Genomic DNA, 13,388 nt, shown 5'->3' with positions numbered 1-13,388 from the left:
GTCGTACGAAAAGCCTTAGACAGAATATCGACACTTGATGAAGTTTGAACTCAAACAAAGAAAATCAGCTTTCCGAATTATTATTAGCGTGAGCCAGWGATGGACACGGTAATAAACAGAATTTGCTTGGTGACAATAGCCTTGTGGAACCACCTGATCCCATCCCGAACTCAGAAGTGAAACGCAAACGCGCCGATGGTAGTGTGGGGTCTCCCCATGTGAGAGTAGGTCATCGCCAAGCGCCTAATTTAGRTTAACGTGTAGACGTTAAGCTAAAGGAGCGGTAGTTCAGTTGGTTAGAATACCGGCCTGTCACGCCGGGGGTCGCGGGTTCGAGTCCCGTCCGCTCCGCCAACATTAAGAGATAAGCCTCATCGAAAGATGAGGCTTTTTTCGTTATGGCGTCGCGGATAATTCGTGTCAGTGACGCTAATGCTTCGGGCTCGAAGCACATGGTTATCCTCATACTCGGCCATCATGTAGATGACATCCTTATCAGAATAGGAAGCTTTCGCTTCAATGTTAAAAATCAAAACCTACTTTTTTGCCGATCTTTATTCCACTTTATCAATATTGTTTCTTTCACGTTCTGAAAACCTCCTGTGCGCGACTTGGCAGTATTGACCTGTGACACTGATCTCGGACAAATTAAACGGTATAATGCCTTATGTCTTTCATGAGTAACGAAAATGAATTGTCGTCTTGGGTGTGGTGCTTGCTGTATTGCGCCTTCAATAAGCAGCAGTATTCCGGGTATGCCAAAGGGTAAGGCGGCGGGTGAGCGTTGTGTGCAATTGAGCGATGCCAATTTATGTTTGATTTTCGGCTCGCCTGATCGTCCTGCGGTTTGTAGTGATTTCGATGCATCTGAAGATGTTTGTGGTCATTCGAACGAAGAGGCGCTTTGGTTGATTACCCAACTCGAATCTCAGACCTCTCATTAAGTTTATCGCTGACAGGTGAAATATGCAGTTAACTCGTTATACCGATTTTGGCGTTCGTACCCTGATGTATTTAGCGGTTCAGCCAGATAGAACAACTTTATTTAGGATTGCTGAAATTACGCAGGTATTTGATCTGTCACCAAATCATGTCTCTAAGATAGTGCATCATTTAGGCAAGATGGGTTACCTTGAAACCATCCGCGGTAAGATGGGCGGTTTCCGTTTGGGTAAGCCTGCGAGTGAGATTAACCTAGGGCAGTTAGTTCGAGTGTTAGAAAACTCACTCGCCCCGATTGATTGCAGCAAACCTTACTGCCGATTTACACCAGCCTGTAAGCTTAAAGGCGTGTTAGCCCAGGCTGTTGAAGCTTATTTGAATGTGCTGGATCAATATACTTTGCTGGATATTGTGAGTAACCGTGATGAGTTAGTCGCCTTGCTGCCAGACTTTTCTATTTCAGTACTGCAACTGGATTAGTACCACTTTTAAGTGCAATACCGATGGGGAGCAAACTCGATGCTGGCACCAGATCAATCCCCTCGGTTTTAAGTCTGTGTAGGTTAGCCTCCAAGAAGCGCATAGTTTCCGGATAAGGATGGGCAATCGCCACCAAGCTACCTTGGGTATGTGCCTGACTTATCATTAAGTTAAATTGTCTCTCGAGTGCATTGGCACTAGTATCATTGTCTAGAAACAGTTGGCGTTTTAGTAAAGGAATGCCTAGCTTATCTGCGTTATCCCCAGCCTTAGTGAATCGTGTTGTCATACTATCGACAAAATACAGCTGCTTTTGTTTGAGTGTTTCCATGACCCAGAGCATGGGATCGTCCAGTTGAGTTAATAGACTCCCCATGTGGTTATTGGCACCTTTAGCAAACGGAACGCTGTTAATCGCATCAATAACACTGGTGCGAATTTGTGCCTCAGTCATCGTATTGGTTAACCCCCCCAGCCCTAACGTCTTACCATTAAGCGCCTGCATGGGAAGATGTAGCATAATTTCGTGGCCTTTTTGGTGTCCTGCGTTAGCGAGTTCTTTGCCAAGTGGGGTATGAGGTAATACTGAGAGTGTTACTGTACTGGGCAGTGCCAGCACGGCTTTATCTGTATGACGATAACCTATGTCATCAATAATGAGTGCAAGCTGGGCTGCATAGCTTTGAGAAATGCTTAGGGCCAATAGGGCCAAGGAATAAAGTAAGCGCACAATTTCTTCTTATTCGTCATGGTGCTGTATCCATGCAATGGCAGAGGTCACTTGATGATCTTGGGCCAGTGATGCATGGGCTGATAGGGCGTCGATTATAGCTAAATTACCAACGCCGGAACCAGTTTCGGCGGCAATTTTTATGTCAGGGATGATCCCTATATTGTGAATGTTTTCACCTCTAGGAGTATTGTACTGGGCAATTGTGAGTTTAATCGCGTTACCATCTTCTAAGATGGGGATCAGGCTTTGTACTGTACCTTTGCCAAAACTGGTTTCACCTAAGAGTTTGGCACGACCATTTTCTTGTAATGCGGCGGCGAGAACTTCGGATGCAGAGGCCGAGCCTTTGTTGATTAACACTAGCATAGGTACGTTAGTCAGCATGGTTTGCGGTGAGGCATAGTAGTCAGAGTTGGCGTCGAAGAAGCGGCCAGAGGTCGAGACTATGCGTCCTTTGGCGAGAAATAGATCCGCAATTTTAACCGCTTGGTCGAGTAGGCCGCCGGGATTATTGCGTAGGTCTAAGATAAGTCCTGTGAGCGGTTTGTTTTGCCATTGGCTGAGCGAGCGCACCATATCTTCGGTAGAGTTTTCTTGGAAGTTGCTTAATCTGACATAGCCAATATTGCCATCAAGCAGTTGAGTGCTGACCGACTCTATAGTGATATTGCTTGGCTTGAGTGACACTTTAAAGGTGGCATCGTCATTACTGTGTTTTAGCTCTAAGTTAATACTCTGATTATTGAGACTATGTCTTTTTATTTCAGTAAGGATATCGGCTAGATTCGTTTCAGTCGCCAGGGTGTCGTTAAGTTTAATAATAATATCGCCCGCACGTATTCCCGCTTGCTCTGCGGGAGAATGGGCAAAGGGGGCTATGATGCTGATGTGGTCTTTTTGGGCCGCGACTTCGAAACCGAAACCAAAATACTCGCCGCGATTAGAATCTTTAAGATCGAGTAATTCTTGATGATTCAAGAAGCTGGAATAGGGGTCGAGATGTTCAAAAATGCCTTTGATGGCGGCTTGCACTAGCTCTTCTTTGGGAACGGTTTTGATATAGTAAGTTTCAACCGTTTCAAGTACATCTTGTAGTAATGGATAGTCAAAGTTGTCGCGGTAGGATTTCGCGTTCTCTTGGCTGGAGAGGCTGATGGATAGGCCTAAAGTGAGACCTAATCCAACGCAACTGATATAGCGGATCATGTATTTCATAACGGTCCCCTGTGATAAGGGGACCGTTATGATTAGCGACAGTATTTCGCTGGATCGACGGCTTGCCCTTTATGCCTTATTTCAAAGTATAGGCCAGGCTCGCTCTGTCCACCTGAACGTCCGACTAAAGCAATCGCTTCACCGCTTTTTACCATCTCACCTGGGCTTTTTAGTAGGGTTTGAGCGTGACCGTAAAGACTCATATAACCTTTACCGTGATCGATGACCATGACAAGACCAAAACCGCGTAACCAGTCGGCATAAATGACTTTACCACCTGAAACGGCTCGAATATTTTGCCCTTCTGGTGCAGACAACATAGTGCCTTTCCACACTACTTGACCGGAACGTTGGCTACCAAAGCTAGCACTCACACGACCTTTTGTCGGCCATTTAAGTTTGCCACTTTGTTTACCAAAGCCTTCCATCGAGGGATTATCTTTCATGGCCCGCAGCGCTTGTTCAACGACGCGCTTTAAGCTGGCCTCTTCAATTTGCAACTGCTCAAGCTCTGCACCCTTAGAATTTAAGGTGCGTTGCAGCTCTTTGATGGTCAGTTGACGCTGATCTTGCTCTTGGCTCAAACGTTTAGCTTGTACTTGTTGTTCGGCCACGAGTTTCGTTAATTGCTTTTGCTTACTCGTTTGCGACACCTTGATCTCATCTAGCTCGGTCAAGGTTTGCTTTAATTCGTTGATCGACTTCATTCGCGCTTTATTGAGGTATTGGTAATAAGCCAACATACGCTCGATAGTGGCGGGACTTTGCTGATTAAGCATCATCTTAGTGTAATCGTGATTACCGGCAAGATAGGCGCTCGACAGCTGTTTCGACAGTGTTTGTTGTTGAGTCACCTTAAGCGTTTCTAACTCATCTTGACGTTGTTTTAGCTCGGCAAGTTTAGTGTCGATTTGCGCTAAGCTATTTTTGGTGCTGTTGACTTTTTTGGCCGCTGACGCAATCGCTTCTTCATCGCTACGCAGCAATGACAGCAGCTTTTCTCTTTGTTTACTGGTGGTTTTTAATGCGCTTTGTTGTTGATTTATTTGCGTTTGGATTGATTTTAACTCGGACTTACGCTTCTCCAAATCAGAAGCGTGTGCCGAGAAAGATAACATCATAAAGCCAGCAATAATGCTGGCTTTAACAAGGAGTCGAGTGCTCACTAGGTAACGGTTACTCTTTTATGTGGATTAAGGGTTTGCCCGTCATCTCAGCTGGAATGGCTTCGCCGATCAAGGTCAAGATGGTAGGTGCAACATCGCTGAGTTTACCACCTTCATCTATGGTCGCATCGCGTCCAACAAAGACGAAAGGCACGAGTTCACTGGTGTGGGCCGTGTGAGCCTGACCTGTGGTTTCGTCGGTCATTTGTTCGGCATTGCCGTGGTCGGCGGTAATAATACATTCTCCGCCCACTTTCGCCAGCGCATCAACCACACGGCCGATACAAGCGTCGACAGCTTCACAAGCTTTAACGGCGGCATCGAAATTACCTGTGTGGCCAACCATGTCACCATTGGGGTAGTTACAGATGATCACGTCGTACTTGGTTGATTCAATTGCTGCGACTAACTTGTCAGTCAGCTCAGCTGAACTCATCTCAGGCTGTAGATCGTAGGTTGCCACTTTAGGCGAGTTGATTAGGATGCGATCTTCTCCCTCGAATGGCTCTTCTTTACCGCCGTTAAAGAAGAAAGTCACATGGGCGTATTTCTCAGTTTCAGAGATACGCAGCTGAGTACGACCTTGTTTCTGCAGCACTTCACCTAAGGTATTCACTAAGTTTTCAGATGGATAAGCGATAGGTGCTGTGATGTCGCCAGCATACTCAGTCAAAGTGACGAAGTGCATTTTCGGCATAACAGCGCGTTCGAAACCATCGAAGTCTGGGTGAATAAAGCTACGGGTGATTTGACGGGCACGATCAGCACGGAAGTTCATAAAAATCAGGGCATCGCCGTCTTTTAAGGTCGCAACTTGACCGTTGGCATCTGTGATCGCCGATGAAGAAACGAATTCGTCGTTTTCGTTACGTTCGTAAGCCGCTTCCAATGCTGTAACGGCATTGTCGTATTGGAATTTTGACTTGCCTTGGGTGATTAAATCGTAGGCTTGTGACACGCGATCCCAACGATTATCCCTGTCCATAGCAAAGTAACGACCAATAATCGATGCGATACGGCCATGGCCTAATGTAGTAAACAGATCATCAAAATGGCTCAGGCTACCCTTAGCGCTGCGCGGTGGCGTATCGCGGCCGTCGAGGAAAGCGTGCAGATAAACCTGAGTTGCACCGCGCGCAACGGCCATACGGCACATAGCTTCGATATGCTCTTCATGGCTGTGGACGCCACCGGGAGAAAGCAAGCCCATAATGTGCACAGCTCCGCCAGCTTTGATGGCTGAGTCTACCGCATCACATAGCGCAGGATTTTGTTCAAACTCATGATCTGCAATGGCTTTACTGATGCGAGTGAGTTCTTGATACACCACACGGCCAGAGCCTAAGTTAATGTGGCCAACTTCAGAATTTCCCATCTGGCCATCAGGTAAGCCTACATCTAAGCCAGAACCTGAAATCAAACTATGGGGATATTTAGCGTTGAGACGGTCGAGTACCGGAGTCTTGGCGTGGAAAATCGCATTATTATGCGTGTTTTCACGGTAGCCCCAGCCATCGAGGATCAACAACGCGAGCGGACGTTTAGCTGTCGTCATAGTGATACCTTTAAGTTTTATAGAAGCGATAGAAATCTGAAATTGGTCAAATATTACTACGTTAGCGGGGTATGAAAAAGCGCTTTACCCCGATTAAGGTCATCGAATCACTAATTCGCCCGATTCTGTGAGTGGCTTGTGACAAGTGCTGGACCAATTGCGCTAAAAGTGCGATCTCGAACTGTGACTAAACTGCTGCATTCTGCCAAGGCAATCGGTATACTCTGTGCCCTTATCGAATTTTCGCCATTTATGCGGGCAATCATCATGCAAGAATATATCGAATTTTTTAAAGCTCACTCAATGTTAAGTCTGGCCTGGGTGGGATTATTTGTTGTGCTTGTCGCGAGTATCATCAAATCGAGCATGTCAAAAATCAAAAGTATTTCTCACCAAGAACTGACAATTATGGTGAACAGACAGGACGCTAAAGTGGTTGATGTGCGCTCGAACGACGAGTTCCGCAAGGGGCATATTGTTGATGCAATTAACGTTACGCTAGCAGATATTAAAAATAATCAGATATCTGCCCTTGAAAAGTATAAAGCGAGTCCCATTATATTGGTATGCAATGCTGGCATGACCTCGTCTCAAGCCGCTCAGCTTTTGAGTAAGCAAGGTTTTGAAAACCTGTACAACTTGAAAGGTGGTATGGGTGAATGGCAGGCAGCAAATATGCCTGTTTCAAAAAGCAAAAGATAAGTTGTCGGCGGCAGTTATGATTTAAGCTGCACTCAATCCACCGGATAGTGCAGCAATACAGTCATCATTGTTTGGCATACTGATCCTGCGGTCGCTAAGGGCTTAATGTAAGTTTTTAGACTGGTTCGATCGATACCCGAATATGGGTGAAAGTTGGGATGATACCGAGATCTGATACAGGCCTTGAGTAACATAAGCCCCGGGCCAATTTACATTCAAAGATGAATTGGCTTTCAAATAATAATTGGCTTTCAACGAAAAGCCGATACAACATTGATAGGATAGGTAGGAAATTATGGCTGAAGTAGCAAACAACGAACAACAAGCCCCACAATTCAACATCCAACGTGTTTACACTAAAGATGTGTCTTTCGAAACGCCTAACAGCCCAGCGGTATTCCAAAAAGAATGGAACCCAGAAGTTAAGTTAGATTTAGACACGCGCAGCGCTAAATTAGCTGATGATGTGTATGAAGTAGTCCTGTCTTTAACGGTAACGGCACAAAACGGTGGCGATACTGCTTTCCTATGTGAAGTACAACAAGCTGGTATCTTCTCTATCACTGGTCTGACTGAGCCACAACTGGCACATTCATTAGGTGCATACTGCCCTAACATCCTATTCCCATATGCTCGCGAAACCGTGGGCAGCTTAGTCGGCCGTGGTACTTTCCCACAACTGAACTTAGCACCAGTTAACTTCGACGCGCTGTTTGCCCAATACGTGCAACAACGTCAAGCTGCTGCGACTGCACCAGCTGCCGAAGAAGCTAACGCTTAATTACATGAAAAACTCTGCCGATATCACGGTATTAGGGGCGGGCTCTTATGGCTCCGCCCTTGCCATTTCTTTAGCCAGCAATGGTCATAAGACCTTGTTATGGGGACACGATCCTGCCCACATGCAAACGCTCGCTCAAGACAAGTGCAACCAAGCGTTTTTGCCTGGTATTGCGTTTCCTGATTGTTTACAGATCGAAGCCGATTTAGCCAAAGCCTTAGCTGCCAGTAACAATGTGTTAGTGGTAGTACCAAGCCATGTGTTTGGTACTGTGCTTGAGCAAGCTAAACCGTTACTCCGTAGCGATGCGCGCATCGTATGGGCAACTAAAGGGCTCGAACCTGAAACCGGACGTTTGCTGCAAGATGTGGCCCGTGATGTGTTAGGTGAGCAATATCCGCTGGCGGTGTTATCTGGGCCGACCTTCGCGAAAGAATTAGCCATGGGTTTACCTACGGCCATTTCGGTCGCGGGTACTTGTCCTACATTCACCAACGATCTCGTCGAGCTGTTACACAGCCCTAAACGTTTGCGGGTTTACGCCAACGACGACTTTACCGGACTGCAACTTGGCGGCGCGGTAAAGAACGTGATCGCTATTGGTGCGGGCATGTCCGACGGTATCGGCTTTGGTGCCAATGCCAGAACAGCCCTGATCACCCGTGGTTTAGTCGAATTGACGCGTTTAGGCGAAGCCTTAGGTGCCAATGCCGCCACCTTTATGGGCATGGCGGGGTTAGGCGACTTAGTGTTGACCTGTACCGACAACCAATCCCGTAACCGTCGTTTCGGTTTAGCCTTAGGTAAAGGCTGTGATGTGATGACAGCACAGGCTGAAATTGGCCAAGTGGTTGAAGGTTATCGCAATACCAAAGAAGTGTTTACGCTTGCGAAACGCCTCGGGGTTGAAATGCCGATCACTGAGCAGATTTACCAAGTATTGTATCAAGGCAAAGCGCCAGTCGATGCTGCGAAAGAATTGCTCAGCAGAGAAAAGAAATCAGAAACGCCTACGCAATAAACCGCGAGCCGTGATGATGCTGTAATGCCGAATAAAGGAAAGGGTGCTAAAATAGCGCCCTTTTTTGTGCCCGGACTTCTGGTGTGCAAGATGTATCCCCGGTCGCCAAGGCCCTTGATGTTCCCGACATCAGACGAGCATTTCCTCCATCCCTGGAGGTCAGGTGGTGAAAGCGGGGATTTGTGTCTAGCGTTTGAGCTTATCTTTGCTCCGTTTAGCTGTTGTATGACTTGCTTGCTAAAGGTTCGCGAGTCAGCAAATTGCCCGTTGGCAGACAATACCAATCAATTTATCTGTGTGGAGTAAGAGCGTGAAACATCATGATGTCATTATTATCGGAGCCGGCGCCGCGGGATTGATGTGTGCAGCGACCGCGGGTTACCGAGGCCGTGATGTACTCGTACTCGACAATGCCAAGCAAGCCGGGCGTAAAATCCTCATCAGCGGCGGCGGGCGTTGTAACTTTACCAACCTTAAAGTCGAGCCCGCTAATTTCCTCTGTGGCAATCCTCACTTTGTTAAATCGGCACTCGCGCGTTATCCGTCGCAGCAGTTTATTGAAATGGTCGAGCGTCACGGCATTGAATACCACGAACGTGATCACGGCCAACTGTTTTGCAATGACTCGGCCAAAGAGATAGTCACTATGCTATTGACCGAGTGTGAATGGGCGGGCGTGACGATCAAGCTGCGTACCGATATTCTGGCTGTTAAAAAGACCGAGGCTGGGCACTTTGAGCTCAATACCTCTAACGGCGAACTGAGCTGCGACTCACTGGTTATCGCCACGGGTGGCTTATCCATGCCTAAACTCGGCGCCACGCCTTACGGCTATCAACTGGCCGAGCAGTTTGGCCTTAAAGTGTTGCCAACTCACGCGGGTCTGGTGCCTTTTACTTGGCACAGTGAAGATAAAATTCGTTTCGAACCTCTGTCGGGAATCGCAGTGCCGAGCCGCATTACCGCCAAAGATGGCACTGCATTTAGCGAAGCGCTGCTATTCACTCACCGTGGCTTATCTGGCCCCGCCATTTTGCAGATTTCCAACTATTGGAAAGCGGGCGAAACCATAGAAATCGATCTCTTGCCGAATATGGATTTGGCGCAATTGCTAGAACAACAATTTGCCGTACATCCTAAACAGAGTTTGCGTAATACCTTAAGCCAATGGTTGCCTAAACGGCTGGTGGAAGTACTATTCGATGAAGCCCTGTTGAATAAAGCGTTAAATCAGCTAGTGCACGCCGAGCGCGCAACACTTGTGGATGATCTCCACCGCTGGACAGTATTGATGAACGGTACTGAAGGCTACCGCACCGCCGAAGTGACCTTAGGTGGTATTGATAGTAATGAGCTGTCATCCAAAACCATGGAAGCCAGCAAAGTCGCAGGACTCTACTTTATCGGTGAAGTCATGGACGTAAGTGGTTGGTTAGGCGGGTTTAATTTTCAATGGGCCTGGGCATCTGGCGTGGCCGCAGGACAAGCGGTTTAGTTGTGTGTAGAGACAATAAAGTTTGTAATCTTGGCGTATTTACTTCGTTTTTCTTTAGTGTCTCTGCGTTGTTTGTAAAAGAGTGATTTGGTTGAGTTAAGGTAGTTTAGGGTCAAAATTATCAGAAAAGTTGATTTATTGGCTTTATTGAGTATTAGCCACCCTTGATATCAACCGTTGAATATCCTTGTTTAGGCGTATTTTTTAATTGCGGAAATGCGAGTTCAAGACGCGTATTATCTACTAAATCTTTTAAGTATTGTTGCCTGATTGAATTAGGGTTTCTCTGTAGTAACTCAGCCAAGATTGAAGTTGAGATAAATTGTTCTGAACATAGTTCACAAATGATGTTTTGCATCGTTTCTTTCGGTAAGGATTTTTTTTCCCGCGCTAAAACGGCAATAGAAAATAGGTGATGTTTAAACTGCTCCTCTAAAAGCTCTAAAGAGTCAACGAATGGCTTTTTGAAGTGATCACTAAGTAAGCGTCCGTATTTATCTCGTATGTTATGTGTGGAGTTCAAGTCTGAATATGTGGAGTTCAAGCCTGAATATGTGGAGTTCAAGCCTGAATATGTGGAGTTCTCAGAAAAAACATCTTCAGGTGTAGGTAAAGACACTCCTAGTAAGGTGTAAAATTTCTGCTTATATTCTCCCGTAGATTGCAAAAAACCTTTTGCTTCGAGCTTTGGTAAGGCTAATGTCACTTCTCTAGAATGTTGTGAGGTCAGCTGACAGGCTCTCTCATGATTAACGTATCCCTCGATTGCGGCAGCAGCCACTATTAGTTGTTCAAAAGCAGGTAGTTGGTTGAATCGTTCTCCGAATTGTTCGGTTAACTGCTGCCTGATGTTATCTGGGATCAAGCTAGCAGTTAGTAATTCGAGTATGGTTTGTGCTGGTTGCTCTTTCTCGTGCAGTTTTGGGGTTCGCCAGTTTGCAAATTTCCATCCACTATATATCTTAGGAATACCTGACCCCGCCCTTTCTCCAAGACCAATCAACAAAAACATTTGATGTAATAATCGATTACGACAATCACTGATTCCGCCTGTAATAACATCTTCTAGTTGTATTCTCATTAATCCAGGATTACGAAATCCAAATAAATCAGGGCGTTTAACCACCAAAACAGACACGCGTTCAGTATAATCGGCATGAACAAGAGTGTTGACTAGTGCTTCACGTAATGCGGTATGAATAGGTGTATCTGTTTTACGTTGGCCATTTTCCAGATGAAAAGGGACTTTTAAATCAGCGGTGAGCTTTTGGTAAACTTTTCGATAGAAATCAAATAAATTTCCAGACCATGTACCGTCAGGTACTACGCGATCAACCCAGCGTAGCTCTGTTCTTGCTTCTGGTCTTTCTTGGTAATCGACAAAATAATGAGGCGCGGCAGCCGTAATTGCTTCCCATTGTCCAAACATTAAAACACCTGCGAGTGTTATCCCTTCTTTTCCGGTTTCACGATCTTTTCTCCAACCCCCTATTTTTTTAAATAACTCAAATAGTTGTAAGTCTAGATATGGGTGGTGAGGGCTATGGGCTGACAATAGGTTGCGATAGATTTTTAGACTATCTAAGTCAATATCATCAATGAAGTTGTAGTGCTCAGATAGAATTTCATCATCTCGACTATCGTGGATTTGTTCCGCTAGCATCCTTTTAACACTTTCATCAGAGCATGGGCGGTCACCATCATGTATGCGTACAAAAGTATTATTGCTAAATGGTGATTTTTTTAGGTGAACTGGTTTTTGCTTTCTTATTGCAGGAGGAATATATATTGCTAAGATCGTTTTTTGCTCGACATTTAGACGCAAGATACTTTCCTCAGTTAGTAAATTGATACTAACTTTATCTCTATCATTGAGCTGATTAAAAAGGTCTTGTAGCAACTTATCGGGTTCACTTATACCAATAGGGATGAATTCCCTTTCTTTTTCTTTAACTCCGAGAATGATCCATCCGCCTTTACAGTTTGCCATTGCGGAGTACGATGGCCAAAAATCTTTTGGCAATGTACCAAAGCCGTCTTTTCCTGCAGCTAGTTTAAATTCAACCTGTTGCGATTCCACTAATAATTCAATGTCAGATAGTGTTTGAATTTCGATTCTTTGCATCTGCGGATCCATCATTGCGATGAGTAGTATTTACTTTAAAGCTCGGTAATTAGTTATTTCTAAACGTTACGTATGGCTTTGTCACGTTTTTGATAATTGTACTTAGTTTTCAAACCATTCGAGGCAGAGTTGCTAGTAATCATGTTGTGCCCTTATCTGCTACTTTGGATCGAGATTATCTAGTATCACAATCGCTATTTTATTCGTTTCAAAGCACCAATTACTTAGTGGTGACTTTTTATTTTATTGATTGTAATGATTTTTGTCGGTCGTTTAGGTTTTTTGAAATCTTAGCAGGTATTGCTGACAATTATCAGTTTAGTGCTAAATCATACTTGTTAATTAGACTTGTAGTGTACAGATGAAATTGCAACTAAGACAAACTTTTGAGGAAGATGACTTGGAGTGATATGGATAATTAATAGAGGATTCTAATCGTTATCCTTTCATCAGACACACCGCTAAATCAACTCAACCAATCGCCAGTTTGGTTTCTGCGTATCGCAGTTTTTTCACCTTTGGATTCGCGAGGAAGTAGGCGAGCATCAGTGGGCCGAGGCTACCCATGAACACATGGATTAAGAAGCTATAGCGATTAAATGGCGATAACAATGCGTAAAGCGACTGATTTTTAAGAATGAGTCAGTGGTTAACAAACTTATCAATGAGTGGAACTACATAGATGTCATGTATAGAAAACTTGAAAAACGAAACGTGTTTTCTCCGTCATGTATAATTTTTGAGGAAAATTATACATATTGAATCTCTTAAGTATAAAAAAGAGCGAAATTTATCTATATAGACTCGTTTGCTTTGCTTACTACTGGCGCCACTAAATATTTAGAGCAACTGGTCGAGTGCGGATTTTTAACGAGGCAAAAAGTGGGGCGCGCAAATTATTATATTAACGCCCCGCTGTGCCAGTGTAGTGGTCAACTAAATTTGGCCACAGCTTTAGAATCTTCCCAAAATCTTCGCTCTGATTCATTTGGGCTCAATCCTGCATTGTAATGATGTGGCCTGACTTCACAGTAATAACCAATGATGTAATCAGTCACATCTTGTTTAGCTTCGCTAAAACTCTTGTAGCCTTGGGTCGGGATCCATTCCGTTTTTAAACTCCTGAAAAATCGCTCCATTGGCGCATTATCCCAGCAGTTACCGCGACGGCTC

General features: G+C 45.0%; 13 protein-coding genes, 1 tRNA gene and 1 rRNA gene. 9 read left to right on the top strand and 6 right to left on the bottom strand.

Annotated elements, in window-relative coordinates; translation table 11 throughout:
• Positions 1-125: 125 nt before the first annotated feature.
• The 4 genes from rrf (at position 126) to L5M29_RS23135 (ending at position 1,422) form a co-directional block, all read left to right on the top strand.
• A 5S ribosomal RNA gene (rrf, locus tag L5M29_RS23150) occupies positions 126-241 on the top strand.
• Between the two features lie 36 nt (positions 242-277).
• Positions 278-354 (top strand) — tRNA-Asp (locus tag L5M29_RS23145).
• Between the two features lie 335 nt (positions 355-689).
• Positions 690-944 (top strand): YkgJ family cysteine cluster protein, encoded by a 255-nt coding sequence (locus tag L5M29_RS23140; protein ID WP_173242460.1) that lies wholly within the window; start codon positions 690-692, stop codon positions 942-944.
• A 22-nt stretch (positions 945-966) separates the two neighbouring features.
• On the top strand, positions 967-1,422 hold the full coding sequence (locus L5M29_RS23135; RefSeq protein ID WP_105250838.1) for an Rrf2 family transcriptional regulator: 456 nt from the start codon (positions 967-969) through the stop codon (positions 1,420-1,422).
• Here the strand turns inward: L5M29_RS23135 and L5M29_RS23130 are convergent.
• Genes L5M29_RS23130 through gpmM form a run of 4 tightly spaced genes read right to left on the bottom strand, consistent with a single transcriptional unit; the run spans position 1,397 to position 6,091 of the window.
• Positions 1,397-2,152, bottom strand: coding sequence for a divergent polysaccharide deacetylase family protein (locus tag L5M29_RS23130; RefSeq protein ID WP_105250839.1), 756 nt, complete (start codon positions 2,150-2,152; stop codon positions 1,397-1,399). The two genes, L5M29_RS23135 and L5M29_RS23130, sit on opposite strands and share 26 nt — an antisense overlap.
• A gap of 9 nt (positions 2,153-2,161) precedes the next feature.
• Entirely contained in the window at positions 2,162-3,370 is a 1,209-nt protein-coding gene (locus L5M29_RS23125; protein WP_105250840.1) for a S41 family peptidase, read from the bottom strand.
• 32 nt (positions 3,371-3,402) lie between these two features.
• Positions 3,403-4,536 carry a murein hydrolase activator EnvC family protein gene (locus tag L5M29_RS23120; protein ID WP_113941204.1) on the bottom strand — a complete coding sequence of 378 codons (1,134 nt, stop codon included), beginning with the start codon at positions 4,534-4,536 and terminating at the stop codon, positions 3,403-3,405.
• A 10-nt stretch (positions 4,537-4,546) separates the two neighbouring features.
• Complete coding sequence (gene gpmM / locus L5M29_RS23115) at positions 4,547-6,091, bottom strand: 2,3-bisphosphoglycerate-independent phosphoglycerate mutase (protein ID WP_263170275.1); 1,545 nt, start codon at positions 6,089-6,091, stop codon at positions 4,547-4,549.
• A gap of 267 nt (positions 6,092-6,358) precedes the next feature.
• Between gpmM and L5M29_RS23110 the strand changes: the two genes are divergently transcribed.
• The 4 genes from L5M29_RS23110 to L5M29_RS23095 all read left to right on the top strand — a co-directional run bounded on the left by L5M29_RS23110 (position 6,359) and on the right by L5M29_RS23095 (position 10,090).
• On the top strand, positions 6,359-6,793 hold the full coding sequence (locus L5M29_RS23110) for a rhodanese-like domain-containing protein (protein WP_041411364.1): 435 nt from the start codon (positions 6,359-6,361) through the stop codon (positions 6,791-6,793).
• Between the two features lie 295 nt (positions 6,794-7,088).
• Positions 7,089-7,574, top strand: a complete 486-nt coding sequence (gene secB / locus L5M29_RS23105; protein WP_006083777.1) for a protein-export chaperone SecB — start codon at positions 7,089-7,091, stop codon at positions 7,572-7,574.
• Between the two features lie 4 nt (positions 7,575-7,578).
• Positions 7,579-8,595 (top strand): NAD(P)H-dependent glycerol-3-phosphate dehydrogenase, encoded by a 1,017-nt coding sequence (gene gpsA, locus L5M29_RS23100; RefSeq protein ID WP_263170272.1) that lies wholly within the window; start codon positions 7,579-7,581, stop codon positions 8,593-8,595.
• Between the two features lie 310 nt (positions 8,596-8,905).
• Complete coding sequence (locus L5M29_RS23095) at positions 8,906-10,090, top strand: NAD(P)/FAD-dependent oxidoreductase (protein ID WP_263170271.1); 1,185 nt, start codon at positions 8,906-8,908, stop codon at positions 10,088-10,090.
• 154 nt (positions 10,091-10,244) lie between these two features.
• Here the strand turns inward: L5M29_RS23095 and L5M29_RS23090 are convergent, their stop codons facing one another.
• Positions 10,245-12,215, bottom strand: coding sequence for an RNA-binding domain-containing protein (locus L5M29_RS23090; protein ID WP_263170268.1), 1,971 nt, complete (start codon positions 12,213-12,215; stop codon positions 10,245-10,247).
• An 813-nt stretch (positions 12,216-13,028) separates the two neighbouring features.
• On the opposite strand from L5M29_RS23090, the gene L5M29_RS23825 reads away from it, so the two are divergent.
• Positions 13,029-13,226, top strand: a complete 198-nt coding sequence (locus tag L5M29_RS23825) for a hypothetical protein (RefSeq protein ID WP_411569052.1) — start codon at positions 13,029-13,031, stop codon at positions 13,224-13,226.
• Here the strand turns inward: L5M29_RS23825 and L5M29_RS23085 are convergent.
• A partial coding sequence (locus L5M29_RS23085) for an integrase core domain-containing protein (protein WP_263170122.1) occupies positions 13,148-13,388 on the bottom strand: 241 nt, incomplete at its 5' end. The two genes, L5M29_RS23825 and L5M29_RS23085, sit on opposite strands and share 79 nt — an antisense overlap.

The organism is Shewanella sp. SM95 (assembly GCF_025653595.1).
GTDB lineage: Bacteria > Pseudomonadota > Gammaproteobacteria > Enterobacterales > Shewanellaceae > Shewanella > Shewanella oncorhynchi.
The sequence above is the reverse complement of the archived record's forward strand: the minus strand, read 5'-3'. Positions and strand labels throughout refer to the sequence as shown.